28 protein-coding genes are annotated in these 22,817 nt (G+C 62.0%); 16 read left to right on the top strand and 12 right to left on the bottom strand.

The window, feature by feature from the left end:
* The first annotated feature begins 23 nt into the window (after positions 1-23).
* Positions 24-332: an outer membrane beta-barrel protein gene (locus tag X771_RS149995; protein WP_081731510.1), complete on the top strand. Its 309-nt coding sequence runs from the start codon at positions 24-26 to the stop codon at positions 330-332.
* Between the two features lie 106 nt (positions 333-438).
* Here X771_RS149995 and X771_RS149990 read toward each other — a convergent pair whose 3' ends face one another.
* Positions 439-732 (bottom strand): DUF2218 domain-containing protein, encoded by a 294-nt coding sequence (locus X771_RS149990; protein WP_023688364.1) that lies wholly within the window; start codon positions 730-732, stop codon positions 439-441.
* A gap of 133 nt (positions 733-865) precedes the next feature.
* Positions 866-1,306 (bottom strand): VOC family protein, encoded by a 441-nt coding sequence (locus X771_RS149985; protein ID WP_023667513.1) that lies wholly within the window; start codon positions 1,304-1,306, stop codon positions 866-868.
* A 357-nt stretch (positions 1,307-1,663) separates the two neighbouring features.
* Between X771_RS149985 and X771_RS0134085 the strand changes: the two genes are divergently transcribed.
* The 5 genes from X771_RS0134085 to X771_RS149960 all read left to right on the top strand — a co-directional run bounded on the left by X771_RS0134085 (position 1,664) and on the right by X771_RS149960 (position 5,086).
* Entirely contained in the window at positions 1,664-2,260 is a 597-nt protein-coding gene (locus tag X771_RS0134085) for a cold-shock protein (protein WP_031201193.1), read from the top strand.
* A gap of 112 nt (positions 2,261-2,372) precedes the next feature.
* The gene (locus X771_RS149980; protein ID WP_023688365.1) at positions 2,373-2,945 is read left to right on the top strand and encodes a DUF192 domain-containing protein; all 573 of its coding nucleotides are present in this window, start codon (positions 2,373-2,375) and stop codon (positions 2,943-2,945) included.
* Between the two features lie 10 nt (positions 2,946-2,955).
* Positions 2,956-3,723, top strand: coding sequence for an alpha/beta hydrolase (locus tag X771_RS149975; protein WP_023688366.1), 768 nt, complete (start codon positions 2,956-2,958; stop codon positions 3,721-3,723).
* Between the two features lie 508 nt (positions 3,724-4,231).
* Positions 4,232-4,546: a hypothetical protein gene (locus X771_RS149965; protein WP_023688368.1), complete on the top strand. Its 315-nt coding sequence runs from the start codon at positions 4,232-4,234 to the stop codon at positions 4,544-4,546.
* A 39-nt stretch (positions 4,547-4,585) separates the two neighbouring features.
* Positions 4,586-5,086 (top strand): GNAT family N-acetyltransferase, encoded by a 501-nt coding sequence (locus tag X771_RS149960; protein WP_023688369.1) that lies wholly within the window; start codon positions 4,586-4,588, stop codon positions 5,084-5,086.
* Here X771_RS149960 and X771_RS149955 read toward each other — a convergent pair.
* A complete protein-coding gene (locus tag X771_RS149955; protein WP_023688370.1) occupies positions 5,083-5,697 on the bottom strand; it encodes a hypothetical protein in 615 nt (204 codons plus the stop codon). The genes X771_RS149960 and X771_RS149955 overlap by 4 nt on opposite strands.
* Before the next feature lie 133 nt (positions 5,698-5,830).
* On the opposite strand from X771_RS149955, the gene cysE reads away from it, so the two are divergent.
* Together cysE and X771_RS149945 are read left to right on the top strand one after the other, a co-directional pair.
* Complete coding sequence (gene cysE, locus X771_RS149950; protein ID WP_023667506.1) at positions 5,831-6,679, top strand: serine O-acetyltransferase; 849 nt, start codon at positions 5,831-5,833, stop codon at positions 6,677-6,679.
* A 256-nt stretch (positions 6,680-6,935) separates the two neighbouring features.
* Complete coding sequence (locus X771_RS149945) at positions 6,936-7,139, top strand: DUF3126 family protein (protein ID WP_006200852.1); 204 nt, start codon at positions 6,936-6,938, stop codon at positions 7,137-7,139.
* A gap of 255 nt (positions 7,140-7,394) precedes the next feature.
* On the opposite strand, the gene X771_RS149940 is transcribed toward X771_RS149945, so the two are convergent.
* Complete coding sequence (locus tag X771_RS149940; RefSeq protein WP_023688371.1) at positions 7,395-8,120, bottom strand: hypothetical protein; 726 nt, start codon at positions 8,118-8,120, stop codon at positions 7,395-7,397.
* Positions 8,121-8,230: 110 nt separating this feature from the next.
* Here X771_RS149940 and X771_RS149935 point away from each other — a divergent pair, with 110 nt between their 5' ends.
* On the top strand, positions 8,231-8,599 hold the full coding sequence (locus X771_RS149935) for a hypothetical protein (protein WP_023667504.1): 369 nt from the start codon (positions 8,231-8,233) through the stop codon (positions 8,597-8,599).
* An 85-nt stretch (positions 8,600-8,684) separates the two neighbouring features.
* On the top strand, positions 8,685-9,212 hold the full coding sequence (locus X771_RS149930) for a gamma carbonic anhydrase family protein (RefSeq protein WP_023688372.1): 528 nt from the start codon (positions 8,685-8,687) through the stop codon (positions 9,210-9,212).
* Between the two features lie 43 nt (positions 9,213-9,255).
* Here X771_RS149930 and X771_RS01000000165040 read toward each other — a convergent pair whose 3' ends face one another.
* A complete protein-coding gene (locus tag X771_RS01000000165040) occupies positions 9,256-9,813 on the bottom strand; it encodes an ankyrin repeat domain-containing protein (protein ID WP_245262623.1) in 558 nt (185 codons plus the stop codon).
* Positions 9,814-10,353: 540 nt separating this feature from the next.
* Here X771_RS01000000165040 and X771_RS0134105 point away from each other — a divergent pair.
* On the top strand, positions 10,354-11,013 hold the full coding sequence (locus X771_RS0134105; protein ID WP_050587444.1) for a DUF2726 domain-containing protein: 660 nt from the start codon (positions 10,354-10,356) through the stop codon (positions 11,011-11,013).
* A gap of 188 nt (positions 11,014-11,201) precedes the next feature.
* On the opposite strand, the gene X771_RS149925 is transcribed toward X771_RS0134105, so the two are convergent.
* The 3 genes from X771_RS149925 to X771_RS149915 form a co-directional block, all read right to left on the bottom strand.
* Positions 11,202-11,810, bottom strand: a complete 609-nt coding sequence (locus X771_RS149925) for a transglutaminase-like cysteine peptidase (RefSeq protein WP_023688373.1) — start codon at positions 11,808-11,810, stop codon at positions 11,202-11,204.
* Between the two features lie 288 nt (positions 11,811-12,098).
* Positions 12,099-12,716, bottom strand: a complete 618-nt coding sequence (locus X771_RS149920; protein ID WP_023667501.1) for a PilZ domain-containing protein — start codon at positions 12,714-12,716, stop codon at positions 12,099-12,101.
* Positions 12,717-12,840: 124 nt separating this feature from the next.
* The gene (locus X771_RS149915; RefSeq protein WP_023681508.1) at positions 12,841-13,479 is read right to left on the bottom strand and encodes a PAS domain-containing protein; all 639 of its coding nucleotides are present in this window, start codon (positions 13,477-13,479) and stop codon (positions 12,841-12,843) included.
* 386 nt (positions 13,480-13,865) lie between these two features.
* Here X771_RS149915 and X771_RS149910 point away from each other — a divergent pair, with 386 nt between their 5' ends.
* From X771_RS149910 to X771_RS149895, 4 genes are all read left to right on the top strand, one after another.
* Complete coding sequence (locus X771_RS149910) at positions 13,866-14,633, top strand: rhomboid family intramembrane serine protease (RefSeq protein ID WP_023688374.1); 768 nt, start codon at positions 13,866-13,868, stop codon at positions 14,631-14,633.
* A 138-nt stretch (positions 14,634-14,771) separates the two neighbouring features.
* On the top strand, positions 14,772-15,203 hold the full coding sequence (locus tag X771_RS149905) for a CBS domain-containing protein (protein ID WP_023667498.1): 432 nt from the start codon (positions 14,772-14,774) through the stop codon (positions 15,201-15,203).
* Between the two features lie 201 nt (positions 15,204-15,404).
* Entirely contained in the window at positions 15,405-16,904 is a 1,500-nt protein-coding gene (gatB, locus tag X771_RS149900) for an Asp-tRNA(Asn)/Glu-tRNA(Gln) amidotransferase subunit GatB (protein ID WP_023688375.1), read from the top strand.
* A 4-nt stretch (positions 16,905-16,908) separates the two neighbouring features.
* The gene (locus X771_RS149895) at positions 16,909-17,397 is read left to right on the top strand and encodes a GNAT family N-acetyltransferase (RefSeq protein WP_023688376.1); all 489 of its coding nucleotides are present in this window, start codon (positions 16,909-16,911) and stop codon (positions 17,395-17,397) included.
* A 16-nt stretch (positions 17,398-17,413) separates the two neighbouring features.
* On the opposite strand, the gene X771_RS0134110 is transcribed toward X771_RS149895, so the two are convergent.
* From X771_RS0134110 to panB, 4 genes are all read right to left on the bottom strand, one after another.
* Positions 17,414-18,814, bottom strand: a complete 1,401-nt coding sequence (locus tag X771_RS0134110; protein ID WP_050587445.1) for a glycosyltransferase family 39 protein — start codon at positions 18,812-18,814, stop codon at positions 17,414-17,416.
* Between the two features lie 181 nt (positions 18,815-18,995).
* Entirely contained in the window at positions 18,996-20,195 is a 1,200-nt protein-coding gene (locus X771_RS149890) for a PAS domain-containing protein (RefSeq protein WP_050587446.1), read from the bottom strand.
* A gap of 185 nt (positions 20,196-20,380) precedes the next feature.
* Positions 20,381-21,238, bottom strand: coding sequence for a pantoate--beta-alanine ligase (gene panC, locus X771_RS149885; protein WP_023688379.1), 858 nt, complete (start codon positions 21,236-21,238; stop codon positions 20,381-20,383).
* An 11-nt stretch (positions 21,239-21,249) separates the two neighbouring features.
* Positions 21,250-22,080 carry a 3-methyl-2-oxobutanoate hydroxymethyltransferase gene (panB, locus tag X771_RS149880; protein WP_023688380.1) on the bottom strand — a complete coding sequence of 277 codons (831 nt, stop codon included), beginning with the start codon at positions 22,078-22,080 and terminating at the stop codon, positions 21,250-21,252.
* Between the two features lie 323 nt (positions 22,081-22,403).
* On the opposite strand from panB, the gene X771_RS149875 reads away from it, so the two are divergent.
* Entirely contained in the window at positions 22,404-22,802 is a 399-nt protein-coding gene (locus tag X771_RS149875; RefSeq protein WP_023667491.1) for an NADH:ubiquinone oxidoreductase subunit NDUFA12, read from the top strand.
* Positions 22,803-22,817: the final 15 nt, after the last annotated feature.

Below are 22,817 nucleotides of genomic sequence, written 5' to 3' on the forward strand. Positions count from 1 at the left end.
CTTAGATCTGCATTGCGGTCGCGATGCTAATTAAGTCTCGGCTAAACAACAAGGGCGGCGCGGCGGCGACTCACTACAAATTGAGTTATGGCGATACTTTCGATTTTGACGGGGTGCCCGACCCGGACAGCAGCGCATCGAGGAGCGGAGGCCGCTTCGGCTATACGATCGGTGGCGGTGTCGAATGGGCCTTCGCCGACAAATGGACCACGAAGCTGGAATACCAGTACTTCGACTTCGGCAAGGTCCGTTTGACAGATATCGAGGGCAACGACGCAAGGGTGAAGATCGACGCCCATACGATCAAGATCGGCCTGAACTACAAGTTCTGATCGATCCGTCGTTCCGACAATTCAGATGGCGTCGCAACCAAGTGACGCCATAACGTTGTCCGGGGCTGGCCAGCTTCCGGCGTTCGGCGTTGCGGCTGACAGCAGATCAGGTCGCCGGAGCCTGCTTCCACTCGAAAGTCAGCTCCTCGCGGAAGGCGAAGCGCTTGATGTGATCGGCAACGACGCTCTCCATGCGCTCCAGCGATCCACTTTCATCCGTCGACACCGTGATATGCAGCGCTGCCGCATCGGCATCGAGAACCGTGCGGCCGAGCGACAGATCGATGGTGCCGTGGTTCGGATCGAATTCGACGGGAGATTTGTGCGCCCAGTGCTTGCACAGCTGCTGCAAATAGCGGCTGGCATATGCGGTGGTGACATCGGCACGGCTGGTCGGCATGAACGAATTCTCCTGGATGAGGCACTGGCTTTGCTTGGCTGGCGCGACAGGCAGGTAAATAGGTGCCGTTGGTCGAAATGGCAAAGGCGGCCGGCTTGTCGGCGCGGCCGCCTCGCTCAAGATGGCGTGATCGCTACCAGGTGCCGGTGTTCGGCATCGATGCCCACGGCTCGGCCTTGGGCTTGGCCGGGCCCTTCTGCAGCAGTTCGAAGGAGATGCCGTCCGGCGACTTGACGAAGGCCATGTTGCCGTCGCGCGGCGGCCGGTTGATGATGACGCCATTGTCCATCAGATGCTGGCAGGTGGCGTAGATGTCGTCGACCTCATAGGCGAGATGGCCGAAATTGCGGCCGCCCTTGTACTCCTCCGGATCCCAATTGTAGGTCAGTTCGATCAGCGGCGCCTTCTCAGTGATGCCGCTTTCTACATCCTCGGAGGCGGCGAGGAAGATCAGCGTGAAGCGGCCCTGCTCGTTTTCGTAGCGGCGCACTTCCTTAAGGCCGAGCTTGTTGCAGTAGAAATCAAGCGAGACATCGACGTCGGCGACACGGACCATTGTGTGGAGGTAGCGCATGGGATTTCCTCGGGGATGTTTGGGTTGCGAGGCAACATAAGGTCCACCCCGCCCAAGGGCAACGAGCATCGGACTGGAAAAGTGGTCACCGGTTTTGGAAAAATCAGATTGCTCTGACAAAAGCGCCGGACACAAGTGGTTGCCGATTTCGGCAAAATCCCTTGCAAATTGCCGACCGGTTGACCGCCTTGATGGATCGTCATTGCTGCCGGCAGCGACGCCGGCAAACAACAAGTCAGCTATTCCTGTATTCAACCGTGAAAAAAGGCACGGCAGGTCTTGCACACCCCGGAAGCGGCGGTGTTAATCTAATGTCAAGAATCACTTGCGGTTTTCTTGAAAAAAGGGGGCGTTCTTATGGGGGATAAGGCCTCTTTCACGAGGCGGGATGAGAACCTTGACGGCGCCCTGAAGCGCGACAGTGGCGGCGATAGCGCCGACCTTGTCGAAATCGCCGGCGCCATCAAATGGTTCGACGTGGCCAAGGGCTACGGTTTCATACTACCCGATGACGGTTCTTCGGGCGACATCCTCCTCCATGTCACCTGCCTTCGAAAGGACGGTTTTCAGACGGCATTGGAGGGCGCGCGTGTCGTGTGCCTTGTCAAGCATGGCGACCGTGGTTTGCAGGCGTTCCGGGTGCTGTCCATGGACACCACCACCGCGGTCCATCCGGCTGAGATGCAGGAACAGCGCACCCATGTGGCGGTGACGCCGGAAAGCGGGCTCGAGCGGGCGCTGGTCAAGTGGTTCAACCGCACCAAGGGTTTCGGCTTTCTGACGCGCGGCGAGGGCACCGAGGATATCTTCGTCCATATGGAGACGCTGCGCCGCTATGGCATCACCGAGCTCAGGCCCGGACAGGTCGTGCTGGTGCGTTTCGGACGCGGTGACAAGGGCCTCATGGCTGCCGAGATTCACCCCGATATGGGCACCTTGCCGGTCGCGCATTAGGACGCGAGCCCTCCTGAGGAAATCAGGACGGCTCTTTCTTGGTTTCACCACGATCTTATCCGAATACCTGAGACCACTTTTAGGGATCATGGTCTTTGGTCGAGGATTTCCAATGGCGTACAGGAACTGGCTGACAGCGGGCGCGCTCTGCGTCATCGTTGCGGTAGCCGCAGGCGCTTACTTCTATTCCGGGCAGCCGACCGCATCCCAGCAGACGATCGCCGGCGGTCAGGCGATGATCCTTCCCGTCGATCCGACACCCTTGGTCGTGGCGACGAAAGGGGGCAATAAATCCTTTTCCATCGAAGTCGCCGACACCGACTCGGAACGCGAGGCCGGCCTGATGTATCGCCAGGATATGGCCGACAATCATGGCATGCTGTTCGTCTTCGAGATGCAGAAGCAGGTCGGCTTCTGGATGCACAACACGCCGATGCCGCTCGACCTGATCTTTGTTGGACAGGACGGCAAGGTCCGGGCCGTCAAGCACGGCACTCCATTGTCCGATGCAGTCATCTCGCCGGGTGTGCCAGTGCGCTTCGTGCTGGAGCTCAAGGCCGGCACCGCCGCCAAAAACGGCACCGACTATGGCGATCTGCTGCGCCATCCGGCCGTCGGCACGGTGTCCGGCCCCGGCATGCCGCCATCGGACAAGGGCAACGCGCCCACGCCCGGCGCCGGCTGAGCCGCTCCCGATGCAATTCTTCTCCCATGACGGGTTCGACTTCGCCTTCCTCGACCGCCAGCCGGCGTCGGGCGATGGCGATCCGGTGCTGATGATCCACGGCTTTGCCTCCAGCCACTATGTCAACTGGGTATCGCCCGGCTGGTTCAAGACGCTGAACGATGCCGGCTATCGCGCCATCGCCTTCGACAATCGCGGCCACGGCTCGTCGTCGAAAAGCTATGACGAGGCCGACTACACACCAGCCAAAATGGCTTCGGACGCGGCGGCCCTGCTCGACCATCTCGGCATCGGCCGCGCGCATGTCATGGGCTATTCGATGGGCGCGCGCATCGCGGCGTTCCTGGCGCTGTCGGATCCCGGCAAGGTGGCGACTCTGGTCTTCGGCGGGCTCGGCATCGGCATGGTCGACGGCGTCGGCGACTGGGACCCGATCGCCGAGGCGCTGCTGGCCGACGATCCGGCCGCCACCAGCCATCCGCGCGGCCGCTCCTTTCGCGCCTTTGCCGATCAGACGCGCAGCGACCGCCGCGCGCTGGCCGCCTGCATCGCCACGTCGCGCGAACTGCTCAGCGAACACGACATGACGCGCATCGCCCAACCGACGCTGATTGCGGTCGGGACGACAGACGATATCGGCGGCTCGCCCGACGAGCTCGCCGCGCTGATGCCGAACGCCAAGGTGTTTCACATAGACGGCCGCGACCATATGCTGGCTGTGGGCGACAAGACCTTCAAGCAGCGGGTTTTGGAGTTTTATGCCGAAAATCCGCTTTAACCGGTAAGCGATTTTTCGGGCGAAATGGATTGGGCGGCCGGCGAGGGGTGGCAAACAATGGCTCAATGGGGAAGAAGCGCCGACGCTCTGCCGGGCGCCGTCGTGACAAGCATGTTCGGCAAGCGTTCCGTCATCCTGGCGCTGCTCGCCTTCGGTGCCGGTGTGATAGCGCTGACCACAATGGTGGCGCTGCCGGCCCACGCATCCGAGCGTGCCCAGAACATCGCCACGGCTTTCTTCATGGCGGTTTTCCTGCTGGCAGGGCCGTTGGCGCATATTGCCGGATTGATTTTCGGGCTGATGGCGCTGGTGCGTTCGAACGATAGCCGCGTGCTTGGGGTCGTCGGCATCCTGCTCAACGGCGGCTCCCTGGCGGTTGGCTTCCTGCNCTTCCTGCTGCTTGTGGCAATGGCATCGACGATCGGCGCTTTCACCTGATCGGGGACGAGTAATGGCCGGATGGGGAAGAAGCACGATAGCAATGCCCGGCGTGGTGGGGCGGAGCAGCTTGGGCAAACGCTCGGTGATCCTGGCCCTGCTGGCGTTCGCAATGGATGTTGCGGCGGTGGTCACGCTGGCGTTGATGCCAGGCGAGGCGTCGCTGGCCGCTCAAAACGTCCTCGGTGGGGTTTTTCTGGTGGTGTTTCTCGTTGCGGCGCCGCTGGCGCACATCACCGGCGTGGTTTTTGGCTTGATGGCACTGGGACGTTCAAACGACAATCATGTCCTCGGCATCGTCGGTATCCTCCTCAACGGGCTGTCGTTGGTGATCGGCCTGTTCTTTGTTTGGGCGGCGACCAAGTCCGTTGGCGCCTTCAGGTGATCGATCTTCGTCTGGCTTGCAGCCGGAGGCGGTGCCGCTTTGGTTGATCTTCTCGTCACCTACATGGAGATGCGCCCGCGCGATTTGGCGCCTGCACGCGTCAGCCCTGCAGCAGCGACCACGGTGGCGCCGGAAAGGCTGGACAGCGCCGCTTACATCGACCTCTACCGCGCTGTCGGCGAGCCGGTGCAGTGGGACCAGCGGCTGCGCATGCCGGCGGAAGACCTCGAGCGCCTGCTGGCGCTGCCCTCGACACATATCCATGTGCTGCGCGTCGAGGGCGAGGCCGCTGGTCTGTGCGAATTCAACGGCGTCGGCCAGCCTGAGGTCGAGCTGGTTCATTTCGGGCTGGTTCCCGCCTTCCAGGGTCGCAGGCTCGGCCCGTTCCTGCTCGACCAGGCGCTTCGCGCCATCTGGTCGCGGGCGCCGCAAAGGGTCTGGCTTCATACCGACACATACGACCATCCGGCCGCGCAATCGGTCTACAGGCGCGCCGGTTTCAAAGCCTATGCGCAGCGCATGGAGACATTTCCGGATTAGGATTTGAGCGTTTCTAGAGACCGCGCCAGGTTTTGCTTGGCCTGGGGCTCGAACCTGTGGCGGAATTCCTGCGTGTGAAAAATATGCTGGCGCGCGAGGAAAGTCTTGAGAATCGCGCCGCGGCCGGCGCGCCACATAGGCTCCTCGACCCAGCCATATTCGCGTCGGACCGCTTGTTCATAGGCGTCGAAAGCGTCGGCTGACGCACCCAGTATCGCCAGGTCCATGTCGAGGAAAAGCGCTGCGTCGCGGAGGGCGTTCTCATCGGCAAGGCCCCGTGGTTGAAGGCTGGGCAGTTCATGCGTGGCAGTGGCGACGATCATCGCCGCGATGCGGCCGAGGCGCTCCGGATCGGTGCGGGCGGCAAGTTTGTCCTGCGCAAGTGCCGCACTCCTTGCCTCGTTGTCCTTGGCGCGGCTGTCATAGATGGCGTCGTGGAACCAGATTGCGGCTTCGACGGCGCCGGAATCATGCAGCGATGCTCGATATTGGTCCGCCAGCGCCAGCAACGCCTCGATATGGGCGAGGTTGTGATAGTGGCGATCCGGAGCTTGATAGAGCGCGGAGAGCGCGCGTTTCAGCGGAGCGTCGATCAGGGGTTCGTTTTCCATGGCGGCTTGAATTTCCGTGAACCAAATCCATTTCACCGAGCACTAAGGAAAATTGAGTTCAATCGTGCTATGATCTGGCTTATATGTGCCGCCGGAGAATAGGCAAGCGGCCAGGACGCAGGACAAGACGTCGATGAACAGCATCAGCATTTCCCGCCCCACAATGGTCCAGCCGGTCGATCCGATCTGGCGTTCGGTCCGCGACGAGGCGATGGAAGCGGTCAACCGCGACCCGCTTCTGGCGGCGTTCCTCTATTCGACCATCCTCAACCAGGAGAGCCTGGAGGAAGCTGTCATCCATCGGCTCGCCGAGCGGCTCGCGCATCAGGACATCGGCTCCGACCTCATCCGCCAGACGTTCAAGTCGATGCTGGCCGACGACAAGGAATGGTCGTCGATCGTGCGTGTCGACATCCAGGCCTATTACGACCGCGACCCGGCTTGCGACCGCTTCATCATGCCGGTGCTCTATTTCAAGGGTTTCCATGCCATCCAGACGCACAGGCTGGCACATTGGCTGTGGAATCAGGGCCGCAAGGATTTCGCCCTCTATCTGCAGAGCCGCTCGTCTTCGGTGTTCCAGACAGACATCAACCCGGCCGCCCGCATCGGCAAGGGCATCTTCATCGACCACGCCACCGGCCTTGTCGTGGGCGAGACGGCGGTGATAGAGGACGATGTGTCGATCCTGCATGGCGTGACGCTGGGCGGCACGGGCAAGGCCGGCGGCGACCGTCACCCCAAGATCCGTTACGGCGTGCTGATCGGCGCCGGCGCCAAGATTCTCGGCAATATCGAGATCGGCCATTGCTCGAAGATCGCGGCAGGCTCGGTCGTGCTGTCGCCGGTGCCGCACAACAAGACGGTTGCCGGCGTACCGGCCCGCGTCGTCGGCGAGACCGGCTGCGACCAGCCTTCGCGCCAGATGGACCAGCTTTTGCCGTCGCAATCGATGGACCAGGTCGTCAGCTTCGACATCTGATTTGCAACACCCGGCGCGCCGGACTGAAGTCCGGTTGCCGGCGCCGTTGCCTCTGAAGCATGATGCCGAAAAGTGTGAGGCGGTTTTCGGACGACATCATGCTCTACCTCCTTGATTTAGAGGCGGATTTGGATTCGACCTGAAATCATCCGGCCCCAGGGTTCGCGTTCTATCCAGCCGGCTTGCCTTTACATCGCCATTGTCGACGTGCCAGAAGCGCGTTCCAACGAGCAAGCCCGACGATCGGAGAAGACTTTTGAAGCCGGACGAAATCAGAAAGCTGGACGCCTATTTCAAGCGCGTCTTCCAGAATCCCAAACTCGAGGTGAAGGCGCGGCCGCGCAAGGAAGATTCGGCCGAGGTCTATGTCGGCGACGAGTTCCTCGGCATCGTCTTCAAGGACGAGGACGACGGCGACTATAATTTCTCGATGGCGATCCTCGACATCGATCTGGCCTGAGCCCAGACGGCTACGGACTTCGGCGATTGGCGGCAGCCAGCTGCGCCATCGTCATCCCGGGGAGAAGCAGCCGCACAGCGGCGTCGCTGAGACCCTGGGATACATTCCGGGCCTCGGCTCAGGAATGTGGCGGTCCAGAACTGCCTCTGCTGCTTCCCAACAGTAATTCTGCACCGCTTCGCTGCCTTAAGCGCATGGAACGGATCCTCGGGTCCGCGCGGCTTCGCGCCCATGTATGACAAAAGCAGAGGGCCGCTACCGTGCGGTCTTTAAGACGCGCGTGGCCTCGGCGACGATAGCGGCGTCAAGCGCCGGCCAGTTGCCCAGCAACTCCCGGGGAAAGCGGTAGGTCAGGCTGAGGCTGTCGCCGACCTGGATGTCGCGCTCGCAGGGCGCCAGCGATTCCTCAGCGCTCGGTCCGCTCAGGCAGCGGACGACGAACGGGTCCTTGCCGGCCCGGTCGGCGACCGCAAGCACCTCGTTGAGATAGCCTGATTTTTCCGTAAAACCGTAAATCGTCGTGCCGCCGGGGCCGGGCGCGCCGGGCTGGCTGATGAGCGCGCTATAGATCGGCGCGAAACGGCCGCTCATGTCGCGCGACATCATCTGCGGTTCAAACGACAGGAAGATGATGTTTTTGGCGGCCCCCGTGTGGTTGAAATCGTCGCGGGCGGCTTCGCTGTAGCCGTCCATCTGGGGATAGCGCAGATAGAGGTCGAGGCGCGAAGCGATGCCGTCGCGCCGCGCCTGCAGGAAGCGGATGGCGTTGGCCGGCACGGCAATGACATTGTTGCCGATCACTACCCTGTGGACCGTGGTGTCGTCGGTGTAGCCGGCCATGGCGATCGAGCGGCCGAACCATTTTCCGCCAAGGCTGATCGCCAGCGACAGCAGCGCCAATGCGGCAAAAGCATAGAACACCCGCTTCATCAGCACGGAATCGACGACGTTGAACTCTTCTGCGGTCGCTGCCTGCTTCATCGCAATCCCCATAGTCGCCGCCCTCTGTCCCTGGGCGGCACACATGCCGCGGCATGGCTCTTGCTGCGCTGGACGCGACTGTGCGATTTCATGGTAAACGGAAGGTAAAGATGAGCCTGCTACTGCCCGTTCTCTTCGCTTTCGCCGTCGGGCTCACCGCCTGCGGGCTTACCGGGTCCGTGATGGAACTGGCGGCGGGCCGCCGGCTTGCCTTTGCCGAGCCTTATGTGTCGCCGGCGTACATCCTGCGCTCGCTGGCCGCGACCGCTTGCGCCGGGCCGTTCATGCTCGCCAACGATGCGCTCGATGCGCGGCGCGAGGGCCGCATTTCGACGCTGATGCTGATGTCCTGCGGCTGCACGGTGATCGCCTGGGCGCTGACGCTGGGCATCGTGCTGATCGCCATTGCCTCCTGGGGCATTGGCTCTCCTGGTGCGCTTCAGCTTTTGGTGGAATCGCTGGCGCGGTATTTGCCTTGAGGCAATTGCTGGGGGAAACCGCTACGCGGTTTTCCTAGGATTGTTCTAGGGTTTGTCCCGGCCTGCGACGAATCGGAGACTGCAAATGCCGACCTATGCAATCGACGGAAAAGCGCCCCGTTTCGAGGATCCCGACAGCAACTGGATCGCGCCCGATGCGACGTTGATCGGCGACATCAGCGTCGGTCGCAATGCCGGCTTCTGGTTTGGCGTGGTCATCCGCGGCGACAATGAGGCGATCGTCATCGGCGCCGACAGCAATGTCCAGGAACACACGGTGATGCACACCGATCCCGGTTTTCCCCTGAGGATCGGGCAGGGCTGCACGATCGGCCACCGCGCCTTGCTGCATGGCTGCACGATCGGCGACAACAGCCTGATCGGCATGGGCGCCATCGTGCTCAACGGCGCCAGGATCGGCAAGAACTCGCTGGTCGGCGCGGGCGCGCTGGTCACCGAGGGCAAGGAGTTCCCCGACAATTGCCTGATCGTCGGCTCGCCCGCGCGGGTGATCAGGACGCTGGACGACGCCGCGGTCGCCAGGCTGCGCGCCTCGGCCGCGCACTACGTCGCCAACGGCAAGCGCTTCAAGGCGGGGCTGAAAGAGACGTAAGGCCAGCCGGCCAATCTTGTCCCGACGGTTCATTGCGCCCAACTCACTGTCCGTCGGAGCCGCGCCCGGCCATCGCATCGCGCAACAATGAAGCGCCGTCCTCAAAGCCGGCATTGTCGGCTTCCTTGAGGGCTGTCGTATAGTCATCAATGCGGGTTTCGAGTGCCGGGTCGGCACCCACCGCCAAAAGCAGGCGGATCGCATCGACACTGCGGATGGCCACAGCATAGTGAAGCGGCGTCCAGTCGTTCACGCCCCGCATGTCGGGGTCGGCGCCACCGTTGACCAGCACCTGGGCGATTTCCAGTCTGTCGGTTCGGTCGGTGGACAGAGCAGCAATGATTGCCGGAAACCCGCCATGATCCGGATAATTCGGATTCGACCGGCATCGAGCAAGGTCAAGATGAACCCGACGGGGCTTCAATAGATCGCATACTCCAGCGGGTGCCCGAGGCCGATCTCGAACGGCATGTGCTCGTCGAACCAGCGGGGCGTGCCGCAATGCCACGCCGAGCCCCGCGAAATCGCCGGTCTTGAAGGCACCGTCGATCGCCTCGAACAGGCGATGGCGCTCGCAGTGATCTTCGGGGATTTCCAACATCGCCGCGATCCAGAAGGCGAAACTAACGGCCTATAGTGCCTCGATCTCCTGCGTGGAAAGGCGGTCGTTAGATGCGCTTGGCGGGGGCGATAGGGAGGTGTCGACTGTGCACGGTCCCTTACAAGAGACGGATTGACGTTTGGCCGCTGCCATAGTTCCCTGTTGCGGGGGGATATGACGGATCTAAGAAACCTTCAGTATCGTGCGTGGGTGCGCCGACATTTGGCTAAGAGCCAAGGCGGGAAATGTTGCTATTGCAAGCGCCAGTTCACGAAGAGCGGCTCGACCCGTTTCACCATTGAACACAAGAAAGCTCGAATGGACGGCGGCTCTGACGATCTGAGCAACCTTGCAGCCGCTTGCTTCCATTGCAATCAACATCGCGGCCTACAAAAGAACCGTGCCCGGCAAAAAGCGCAGCGACAAGTTCAAACTGACCCCACTACCCAAAATTGACATCGCTGGCCCCTTGGCCGCTTATTGTTGCAACTGGAACTAGGCCGTCAATGAATAATCTAGTCGTGGAGGTAGCTTACTTGCATGCCACCGGATTACGTTGAGCTAATCGCGAAACCTCTTCTGCCAACCGCTATTTTCCTTGCGGGCGTTTTCGCTGGCATGGCCCTAGAGCGTTTCGTGTCAAGAATTCGAAGGCAGGCATGGAGGAAGAGAAACCGCTGGCGGTGGGCGAGAGAGCGCAGTAGTGGTGACATCCTTAGTGGCCTGTGGACCGCCTCGAAGCCTGTTTCCGCGCCACCGAAACCAATTGATCCAGCTGACCAGTTGCGAATTGTCATGGATGCGAACTTCACCGTTCAACCGCTTCTCAACAAGAGTGAAGCGCGCGTCTTCAAGGAACTCGACCGTATGGTTATTGGCTGTAATCCAGCATGGCAGGTTATGGCACAAGTGTCTTTGGGGGAGATCCTGCGCAGCAAGGACGCGGACGCCTACAGCTGTATCAACTCGAAACGCGTTGACCTCCTCCTTGTGGACGAGAATTGTTTGCCTCGACATGCCTTGGAATACCAAGGTCACGCGCATCATCAGGGTTCGGCTGCGGCGCGTGATGCGGTTAAGAGGGAAGCCTTGCGAATAGCGGGTATCAGTTACCACGAGATCGTCGGTGGCCACACTACACCTTCCGAACTCAAGCGGCTGGTTGAGAAACTCGTGGACAAGCCCCTAGCAGCTCAATAGCTGGCCTGTGCCAGCTTCGGGAGCTTGGCTGATCTTCTAGCCATCCTCCAGAAATGGTGGAGCCGGCCCGGGGACGGGGCCGGCTCCTTAAAACCCGGTCGTTGGGGACGGGGAGGGTGGGGACTCGACCGGGCTTTCTCGTTAGGCACGTCGCATTATTCGATGTGCTTGACCTCTGTGATGGCGTCCTAGCGGACGCTGGCAACCGCGTCGGCGCGACCGTCATTGATCGTCACCCACACGCCGGAATTCTGGTCGGACTGGCGCTTCAGGTATGTATAGTCGGTGTCGATCCAGGACAGCACCTTGGACTCCAGATTGTCGAGGATGAACTCGCCGAGGCTGGTGCGCACGGTCAGCACCGCGTGGCCGTCGCCATTTTGTTGGCGCGCCACGGTCATCAAGAGATTGCCGGCGGGAACGCCGAGCGCCATCAATTCGCGGCGCTTCTCCAGCGCATAGTCCTCGCAGTCGCCGAAGCCGCTGTCGGGATAGGACCAGACCTCTTCCTTACCCCACATTTCCATATCGGTGCGCGGCACGATCCGGGTGTTGACCGAATTGTTGACGTCGACGATCGCCGCCCACAGCTTGCGGGTCAGTTCGACCGGTGCCTGCTTCGGCGTGCGCTGAGCGCACTCCTGCGGCAGCTTCTGGCAGAATTCGTAGTGACCGACCGGCTGTGTCGTGCGGCCGCCAGTGTGCATGTAGGCCGGTCCTGCTGCTTGCGCCGTTCCCCAAGCGGAAAGCTGCATCGCCATTGCCAAGAGCAACAGCTTGCCCCAAATCTTCGCCATTGGTCAGTCTCCCCGTTTGAGGAGACAATGACAGCGCTGGATTTATTTGACGCAAAAACCCGAAGTAGACATTGAGTAAAAGCTCAATAGAATACGCGTAAAATTTGACCTATTTTAAAATAAAATCGTTCAGGTCTCGGCGTAAAACCGCGGTGTCGGGGCGCGGATTTCCGGGTGGAGCCGTGGATTTGCTGCGTGCCGCTACAAGCTGGAGAGGCAGGCGGAACGCCGGCAACAAAAAGCCGGCCGCGCAGGGCCGGTTCGTTTTTGCTGCCTGTTGCCGATCGTTCAGGCGCGCGGGGCGTTGAACTCGGAATCGAGCGTTTCCGGGCGTTGGATGACGGCGAATTCGATGGCGACGCCATCCTCGAAATGACGCACCACCTGGCCACGCATGGTGCCTAGCATCACCTGGATGCCGAGCGCCGGCTTGACGTCGATCTCGACCGCCGCGCCCGATAGCGACAGGTCGATGATGCGGCACTGATACTGGCGCCCATCGGTGAGCTGCAGCACGCTTGTCGGGTTGCGCGGCGCCACGCGTTCGTGGCGACGGTCTTCCGGCAGGTCGAGTTCATGCTTGTTGGCGAGCCAGGTCAACTGCGCGGCAAGCTTGTCCTTCTTGCGATCCGAGGCAATGACGGTCATGGCGAAGCCGTCCTGCGAGGTGCGCGTCACCACGCCCTCGATGCGGCCGATATGATCGATATAGGCAATGATTTTTTCGCCCGGCATGCCGACGCGCTCGGTGCGCAACGCGACATTGCCCGGTGACATATCGACGACCTGGCAAGGGTGTTCGGTGCGGTCCTCCAGCATGAAGCGCCCGTAGATCTTGACCCGGACGCGCTGAAAGTTACGCCTTTCGGCGCGGGACGGTGCGTATTCGACCGCCGCTGACCTCATGACTGCCTACACCCCGTTGGCATTCCCGCGTCGTGCGTGGAATCTCGGCCAAAACTACAGCCAAGCAGGTTAACAAAGGAGAAAAGTGGGTCGCCGATAGTTAAGATTAGCGCCGGCTTGGAGACTATTGCTCGCGCCCGCCGTCGAACACGACGAGGTGGCGGATACGGCGCGACCGACCGAGCGCCGAGATGGTCTCCGCCGCTTCGAGTTCGGTGGGAGCCAGCGAAGGAACGGATATTTCCGGACGGTTTTTCAGGAACATCGGTTCCTTGTCGGGAGCGATGACGCGGATGGCGTCGATCAGCGCGTCGGTGATCGGGTCGGCGCCCAGCCAGAACGGCTTTTCCACGGCGCTGATGACGCCGAGGCAGCGCGGGTTCTCGACGCCGCCATCGAGCGGCAGCGCAAGCAGTTCGAAGTGGTTGGACCGGCCGCTGCGGCTGAACCCCTCGTAAGTGATCAGCACAACGGATTTCTGCTCGAAAACGCCATGAATGAGGCGCGACACCAGCCGCTGGTCCTTGTCACGCCAAAGCGAGGGGAACGAAAATCCCTTGAGCTCGCGGCCGTAGCCGGCGCAAAGCCTGGTGCCGGCGAGCCGGAACACCGCTTCGCCGCGCGTATCCCTTTCCAGGATGAAGGTGTCGGCCAAAAGCGCCTTGATGTCGGCCGGTTCGACTTCCGAACGCTTTGGGGCAGGACGTCCATGACGCAGGCGATTCCAATAATGGAACAGCGCGATTGATCCGTTCTGGTTCATGCTATTAAACTCCGCGCATTCTGCCGTCTGATGGTCCCATCGGTGAACAGAAAGGGCGCCCTCCGATGACCTACATGCGTTCCGGAGCAGGATGCGTGCCAGCGTCGTTAAGACTTGTTCACGGGTCGGGGACGTTAAGGTTAACAAACGGTTTACGTTGCGCGCACAGGCTCGCCATGGCACACCAAAACCACTCCAGAAGCGGTCGTTTCGCGACGACCAACAGCACTTCGGTCAATAGTTTTAGGGGAGCAGGGGGCTCGACCAGCCGTTCAAGGGAAACCTTGGACGGCTTCTTTTTGATTCGCGGTTTGTGATTCGCGCTTTGTGATTTGTCCGGGCATGGCCTAGATGCTCGCGACACGCAAATCCCTGGATCAGAGCATATGAGCGAACCGGCCGGCCCCCTGGAGACCGAACAGACCGCGGAGGCGCCGCCGCCGCGCCGCGAGCCGGTGTTCAACCTGCCACCGGCGGTGCTGGCGGTGATCGGCATCTGCGTTGCCGTCTTCCTGCTGCAGCAATATGTGCTGACCGAAGAGCAGCAGATAACATTGCTCACCGACGGCGCCTTCATTCCGGTCCTCTACACCGGCCAATACGGTTTCGACTGGTTCCTCTTCACCCGTCCTTTCACCTATGCCTTCATGCATGGTGGCGTTGCCCACATTGCCATCAACATGGTTGCGCTGGCCGCCTTCGGGTCGCCGCTGGCCAACCGTCTCGGCTGGTTCTGGTTCGCCTTGTTTTTCGCCGCTACCGGGCTGGCTGCGGTGGTGCTGTTCTGGGCGGTCCATCCATACGGCGAAGCACCGCTGGTCGGCGCGTCCGGGGCGATATCGGGCATGATGGGTGCGGCGGCTCGCTTCGGGTTCCGTACCGACCGCTCCTCCGGCAGGGCGGCCTTTGCCGGTCCCGTGCTGCCGATCGCAATCGTTTTGCGCATGCGCGGCGTCGTCAATTTTCTCGGCGCCTGGATGGTCATCAATCTCGCCACCGGCCTTTACGGTCTCGGGCTCGGAGAGCCCGGCCAGATCGCCTGGGAAGCGCACATTGGCGGCCTCGTCGCAGGCTTCTTCGGGTTGCGCTGGTTCGACCGGCGCTGGCGGGCGCCTGAATGGGAGATCCCCGACGACCAGCGCACCCCCGACTAGCGCACTCTATTGGCGCAGCCCACTGGCACACCCCACTGGCACACTTGAAAAGCAACCGATCACGGCGCACGATGTTCACTCTTATGTGAAGCCGGTCAGGGCGGGAGCTGGCTAGCCAAGCAGGAGGAGGAGGACGCCATGACGGTTAAGGCAATTCTCGAGAGAAAAGGCCATGACGTGTTCACGCTCGGGCCGAATGTAAAGCTCAGCGAAGCCATTCGAATCCTGGCCGACCACAAGATCGGTGCACTGGTCATCACCAATGGCGATCGCAAGATCGTCGGCATCCTTTCCGAGCGTGACATCGTGCGGGTCGTCGCCAGGGAAGGCGCTGCCGCACTTGATATAACGGTACGCTCGGCGATGACGCCGAAAGTGAAGATCTGCAACGAGAACCACACGGTCAACGAGGTGATGGAGATCATGACCAAAGGCCGTTTCCGCCATCTGCCGGTGGAAAAGGACGGGCTGCTCGACGGTATCGTGTCGATCGGCGACGTGGTCAAGCGCCGCATCGAGGATGTCGAGCGCGAGGCCGACGAGATCAGGGCCTATATCGCAACGGCCTGACCTGACGAAAGGACCGCCGACCGAATACCGGCCGGCGGCGTTCATTCATCGGTTGCCGAGCGGCCGAAAAGGGCTGAAAAGGCCAGCCCACTGCTCTGCGCTGCTTTGGGCGCTTGTCTCGCGAAGCGGTTTGCACTAGCGAAGACCGATACCCAAATTCGCGAAAATCGCAGTTTTCGCGAGCCAAAAGCGCAGGCCACCATGACCCTTATCGATACCCGCACGCCCGATGCCAAACGTTTTATTCCCGGCGCTACCGGCGATTGGGAGATCATCATCGGCCTCGAGGTTCATGCGCAGGTGACCTCGGAAGCAAAGCTGTTTTCCGGGGCGTCGACGACTTTCGGCGCGGCGCCCAACGCCAATGTCAGCCTCGTCGACGCGGCCATGCCCGGCATGCTGCCGGTCATCAATGAGGAATGCGTCAAGCAGGCGATCCGCACCGGCCTCGGATTGAAGGCGCAGATCAACCACAAGTCGGTGTTCGACCGGAAAAACTATTTCTATCCCGACCTGCCGCAGGGCTACCAGATATCGCAGTTCAAGCAGCCGATCGTTGGCGAAGGCACGATCGTCATTTCGGTCGGTCCCGACCGGCAGGGCGAGTTCGAGGACATCGAGATCGGCATCGAGCGCCTGCACCTGGAGCAGGACGCCGGCAAGTCGATGCACGACCAGCATCCGACCATGTCCTATGTCGATCTCAACCGCTCCGGCGTGGCGCTGATGGAGATTGTCTCCAAGCCCGACATGCGCTCCGCCGACGAGGCCAAGGCGTATGTCACCAAGCTGCGCACCATCGTGCGCTATCTCGGCACTTGCGACGGCAACATGGACGAAGGTTCGATGCGCGCCGACGTCAACGTCTCCGTTCGCAAGCCCGGCGGCGAATTCGGTACGCGCTGTGAGATCAAGAACGTCAACTCGATCCGCTTCATCGGCCAGGCCATCGAGTTCGAGGCGCGCCGCCAGATCGCCATCCTCGAGGATGGCGGCAAGATCGACCAGGAAACCAGGCTGTTCGACGCCGTCAAAGGCGAGACGCGCTCGATGCGCAGCAAGGAAGAGGCGCATGACTACCGCTACTTCCCCGATCCCGACCTTTTGCCGCTGGAGTTCGACCAGGCCTATGTCGACGCGCTGGCCAAGGAGTTGCCGGAACTGCCCGACGACAAGAAGGCGCGCCTGATCTCCTCACTTGGCCTGTCGACATACGACGCCTCGATCCTGGTGTCGGAAAAGCCGATCGCCGACTATTTCGAGCAGGTGGCCTCGGGCCGCGACGGCAAGCTTGCCGCCAACTGGGTCATCAATGACCTGCTCGGCCAGCTTAACAAGGCCGGCAAGGGCATTGAAAATGCTCCTGTAACACCGGAGCAGCTCGGTGCCGTGATCGACCTGATCAAGGAAGGCACCATCTCCGGCAAGATCGCCAAGGATCTGTTCGAGATCGTCTGGAACGAGGGCGGCGATCCGCGCCAGTTGGTCGAAAGCCGCGGCATGAAGCAGGTCACCGACACCGGCGCCATCGAGAAAGCGGTCGACGAGGTGATCGCCGCCAACCCCGACAAGGTCGAGCAGGCTCGCGCCAAGCCGACCATGGCCGGCTGGTTCGTCGGCCAGGTGATGAAAGCCACCGGCGGCAAGGCCAACCCGCAGGCGGTCAACGATCTGGTCAAGGCCAAGCTCGGTATCGAATAGAACAATGTTCGTCCGCACCGCCAGCGAACGTGACCTTGCCGCCGTCCGCGCGCTGCTGGTCGAAACCTGGCACGCAACCTACGACACGATCTATGGCGCCCAGCGGGTGACCGAAATTACCGACGACTGGCATTCGATCGCCTCGCTCAAGGCGCGGCTGACAAGGCCGAACTCGGAATTCCTGGTCGCCGATGACGGCAAGCGTATCGGCGGGATGGCTTTTGCCGCCGCAACGGCGGATGCGAAGATCGTGTTGCTGAACCAGCTCTATGTACTGCCGGCCTGCCAGCGGCAAGGCATCGGCCAGGCCTTGCTGGACGAGGTCGAAGCCAGCTTTCCCGAGGCGAACAGGTTGCGCGTCGAGGTGGAAGAGGCCAACGTGCCGGCCATCGCCTTCTACCGTTCGAAGGGATTTTTGCCGGTCGGCAGCACCGCCGATTGCGGCGGCGGTTCGGGGTTGCCGGCGCTGATCTTCGAGAAACCGCTGGGATAGGCGCCCGACGAAACGCTCAGTGCTGTCCTTTCAGCACGACCAGATAGCCGCGTTCCACCGGCTGCCGGAAGGCGATCTGTTCGGATGTGCCCGGATCTTTCGATTGCTTTTCGATGACGTAGCCGCCGGGGTGAGACTTGAGCCATTCCTCGGGCTTGTCGGCGTTCTCGAATGGCTTCTCTATTCGCCCAAGGAAACCGACCTCGCCCTGATAGTCGTAAGCGACGGCCCAGTCCGCGTCCTTTCGTTCGTCGATGAAGCTCGCCAGCGGCGTGAGATCGTAGCGTTTGAACACGGTCGCCGAGGCGGCGGCGTGGCCGATGGCGAAAAGGGCAAGCATGACAAAGGCCGTCGCCCTCAGCCTGGCGACTGAAATCTCAGCCATGAAGTAGCCCAGCAGAATGGTCGCGAAGGGTAGTGCCGGCACGACATAGTGCGGCTGCTTGCCGGATATGGCGCTGAAGACCAGCAGCACCGCAATGAACGAGAACGACAGCAGGCGCAGGGCACGCAGATCCGGGGATTTGGTGTCGATCAGGCTGCGTATCCGGGCAGCCGGCCTCAGCCGCCACACCGGGGGGATAAAGGCCCAGGGCACGAACATGAGCGGCAACAGCATCAGGTAAAAGTAAAACGGCCGGCCATGCGAATTGTGCAGGCTTCCGGTAACCCGACCCGCCGACTGGTTCCAGACGAGGTCGTAGACGAAACTGCCCTTGGTCAGGATGGTCGCGGGCGCCAGCCATATGGCGACCGGGACAAGGGCGGCGAGAATTGCCAGGCCGGCCCCGGCAAAGAACTGCAAAGGGGCAAGGCCGGCTCGCCGGTCACGCCAGAGGGGATAGAGTAGGACGGGCGCGCCGATGTGAATGAGCACGACCGGGCCTTTGGCCAGCACGCCGAGCCCGATGAACAGACCCGCCAGCACCGCCTGCCAGCGGTTGCCGGTCCTGGCGAAGCCCAGCAACGACAGCAGTGCGGCGACCACGCAGGCCGTCAAAAGCATGTCGAACAGGATCAGGGTCGAATAGATGACAAAGACGGTGCTGCCGGCCACCAGCCAGGGGATGCGGCTGGCGATGTCCTGGCGCTCGGGAAACAGGGTTTTGGCCAGAAGCGTCGTCAGCCAGATGACCAGCGACGAGGCGGCGAAGATGACGAGCATCGCCGCCGCGCGGCTCACGCCGAAGATGTTCCAAGAGAGATCGATGAGCCAGAACAACAGCGGCGGCTTCTGCAGATAGGGCGCAAAGTTCATCGTCGGTACGAAGACATGTCCACCGAGATACATCTCCCAGGCGACGCTGAGATAGCGCGTCTCATCGACCGGCAGTAGCGGACGGAAAGCGAGCGCGATGCAAAGCAGGGCCAGCAGGAAGAGGTAAGGCAGCAGCCGTTCAATTCGTGTCGGTATCAAGTTCGGGGACCGCCCAGGAAATCGTTTCACGTCCGGTCGTGCACGATGCACCGTCTCCGGACCGGAGCAGAACCGCACCATGATTTTGGCCGAATTGCAACGATGCCGGCTTGGTATTGTGGATTACGCGTGCGTACCGGCAAATAGTTGAAAGATTTGACGATTGGCTCCGAGTATGGCTTCAGGCCGAGCGCAGCGGCGGCGTCAATTCGCGCATCAGGAGTTCCAGCTCTCGCTGGTCGCCGGTGGCGGTCTTGTCGAAGATGGTTGCCAGCTGTGATTTGACGGTGCCGTCCGAGACGCCGCTGGCAGCCGCGATTTCACGCCGTGTCAGCCCGGCGGCGACATGGCCGGCGACACGCTTTTCCGCTGCGGTCAGTCCGAACAGCGCAGCGATCGCTTCCAGCGCCGGCACTGATGCGGCGCCGGCGGCGGCAATGAAAATGGCCGCGGCGGCGCGCGGCGATATGCGGGCCGAAATGTCGCGTCGCGCCAGAGGCATGACATGCGCCACCGCCGGAGACATGGCCTTCACCAGCGGAATGTTGATGCCGGACGGTCCGAGCGCGAATTCGTCGCGCGTGCCGAGCTGGACGGCGCGGCCGATGGCGGTGTTGGCGTTGGCATAAGCGAAGGACAGCTGGCCGCGCACCGAGGACACTGAGGCGGTTTCGGTGAGCAGGGCTTCGGCTGCCGGATTGGCGAAAATGATCTGCATATCGTCGGCGACGATCAGCACTGGATGGTCGAGGCTCTCAAGGATCGAGCGAAAGATGTCGGCCTTGCGCCGCTCGGCCTCGAACAGGTCGCCGATGGTCACCGCACGCCGGACATGGGGGGCGAGCGTGGACATCAGGTCGATATCCCTGGCTGAAATCTGGGGCCTGTCCTTGTCGGTAACCACCATCAGCGTGCCGGTGCGCGCCGGCTGCTTCATCAGCGCCACCCAGAAGAAATCGTCGAGACGGTTGGGTTCCGCCCACTCGCGCACGATGCGGCTTTCGAGCCAGTTCTGGCGGGCGTCAGGGCCTTGCAGGGCGTAGACGCTATCGACGGTGAACGGCATGTCGATTTCCATCTTCGGCACCGCCTTGAAGAAGGGCACCTCGCAGGCGTAGTCGCGCTGCAGCGGCTCAAGCAGGACCGGATCGCCGCAGGAAGTCGAGAACCGGGCCGAGTTTCTCGCCGTATCGACGACCGCCAGCATGGCAAGCCGGCCGAGCGCCAATTTGCAGATTGATTCAAGCGTCGATGGCCAACGGCCGACATCGGCAATCGAATCGTAAATCGCTTCGACGATCTGCGGCAGGGCGCGACCGAATGTGTTGGCCTGGACAGACACGTAGAGCCTCGTAAGGATTGCAGCGTAGTGGCAGGTCACACACTGTCTCCGCCTGAGGTCGCACACAACATAGCCGGCTTGGTTACGTCTGTGAAACGTCTCACAGCGGCGTTCGGTGTATTGTGAGCGCTTGCGGGCTGGCCAGAACGTGCGTGATGAGCCGTTGTCTAAGAGCACTCGGGCCGCTCTGCGATACAAATCAAAGTGAACGGAATTGCAATTTTTCAGGGAATAAATGAGGAAACTTCCACATTGTCGATCAACCTGGTTCTGCCAAGCCACGCCGCGGCAAGCAGGCGGCCATCGCCGTCACGCCGCCACGAGGTGAGCGTCAGGCTCTTGCGCGCGGCGACATAGTCGACGCTGTCGAAGCCTGCCTCGAGAAGCGCGGCAGTGGCTTTGCCGGTGACGCCGTTTTCATCGGCGCCGGCCGCGAGCGCTGCCGCCGTCTGGCGCAAGATGACATTGAGCTGTCGCGCGACGTCGAGTTCGGCGGCGTCGAGATAGGCGTTGCGCGACGACATTGCCAGGCCATGCGCATCGCGCACGGTTGGCGCGCCGACGATTTCCACCGGAAGGTCAAGATCGCGGCAGAGCTTTCGGACGACGCAAAGCTGCTGGTAGTCTTTTTCGCCGAAGATGGCGTAGTCGGGCAGGGCTTGCAGAAAGAGCTTGGCCACGACCGTGGCGACGCCCTCGAAGAAGGTCGGCCTGAAATCCGATTCCAGGCCAGAAGACGGGCCGCCGACCGAAATCTTCGTCGCAAAGCCTGCCGGATACATCTCGGAAACCGTAGGCGTGAAGGCAAGCTGTGCGCCGGCCTCGGTCAGCCGGTCGAGATCGCGGGCCAGCTGACGCGGATACTTGTCGAGATCTTCAGTGGGAGCGAACTGGGCCGGGTTGACGAAGATCGAGACGACGCAGCGATCGGCCGTTGCGAGCGCGGCCCCGACCAGCGAGATATGGCCGTCATGCAAAGCGCCCATGGTCGGCACCATGGCGACGCTCAGGCCTTCGCGCCGCCATTCGCGGATCTGCGCGCGAAGGCCGGGCACGGTGTCGACGACGAGCGGCTGGCTGATGGGGGGCCGGTTCATGCCTTGTCCTTGTCGCTCGCGGCTGAAAAGACGTGGCCCGGCCCGGGGAAGGTGCGGCTGCGCACCTCCGCTGCGTAGCGCGCCGCGGCATCGGCGACCGCGCTGCGCAAATCGGCGTATTCCTTGACGAATTTCGGCACCCGGTCGACCGTCAGGCCGACCATGTCGTCGATGACCAGGATCTGGCCGTCGCAATCGCGGCTGGCGCCGATGCCGATGGTGGGAATGGCAATCCGCCGGGTGAGGTCGGCGGCAACGGTCTCGACCGTGCCTTCGATGACCAGCGAAAACGCGCCGGCCTTTGCGACCGCGTCGGCGTCGCGCATGAGCGCGGCCACATTCTCCGGGGTGCGGCCCTTGATCTTGTAGCCACCGTCCTTTTCCACCGATTGCGGCTGCAAGCCGATATGGCCCATCACAGGAATGCCGGCCGCGACGATTGCCGCGATCTGGAGGGCGACTTCGACGCCGCCTTCCAGCTTCACCGCCTGGCAGCCGGTTTCCTCAGAGATGCGGCGCGCCGAGGCAAGGGCTTGCGCGGCCGAAGTCTCGTAGCTGCCGGCCGGCATATCGACCACCACGCAGGCCTTTGATGAACCGCGCATCACGGCCTGGCCATGGGCGATCATCATCTCCAGCGAGGCGCCGAGCGTGGTCTTGTGGCCGTGCAGCACCATGGCAACGCTGTCGCCGACCAGGAGAAGGTCGACATGATCGTCGAGCAGGTGGGCGACGGGATAGGTGTAAGCGGTAAGGCATACGATCGGCACGCCGCCCTTGCGGGCGCGTATTGTCTCCGCACTGATCCTGGCGACAGCTAAGGCCATTCCTCACCTCCCGCAGCCGGCGTTGACTACAGCGCCGCGCGTCCCGTGGACGCGCAAAGGACGCTGTAGCACTTGGGTTTGCGCATGATCCTTTCCGAAAATCGATTTCGATTTTCGGGTCATGCGGCAGCGCCGGGCGATGAGAGCTTTAGGAAGACGCAGCCGGCTTGGCAAGCGTCGGTTCGCAGGTGCGAAATGGATCGGCCAATGACCGAGCGTTTCGGCATGCCGTCAGTGCCGCAGGCGCCGCAAAACCCTTGCCTTCGCCAAGGCCTGACGCCATAAGCAGGGACAGCCACCGCCGCGCGCCCGCGAGGATCTGAATGAAAACTTTCCTTCTGCAGTTTTTCACCTGGTGGAACCGCCAGACGCTGGGAACCCGTTTTCACACCTGGCGCCACGGCAACAAGGTCGGCCAGGATGGGGCCGGCAACGTCTACTACGAAGGCGGCGTCGATTCGGAAGGCCGCACCCGCCGCTGGGTCATCTACGCCAATTATTCGGAGGCGTCGGCGATCCCTCCGGGCTGGCACGGCTGGATGCATCACCGCGTCGATGTGGCGCCGCCAAGCGACGACTATCGGCCGCGCGAATGGGAAAAGGCGCATGAGCCGAACCTCACGGGAACACCGGCGGCTTATCGCCCAAAGGGTTCCGTGCTCACCAATCAGCACCGTCCGCAGGTGACGGGCGACTACGATGCGTGGACACCTGGTTCTTGACCGCCGGCCGGTCCT

Source organism: Mesorhizobium sp. LSJC269B00, from assembly GCF_000502815.1.
Lineage (GTDB): Bacteria > Pseudomonadota > Alphaproteobacteria > Rhizobiales > Rhizobiaceae > Mesorhizobium.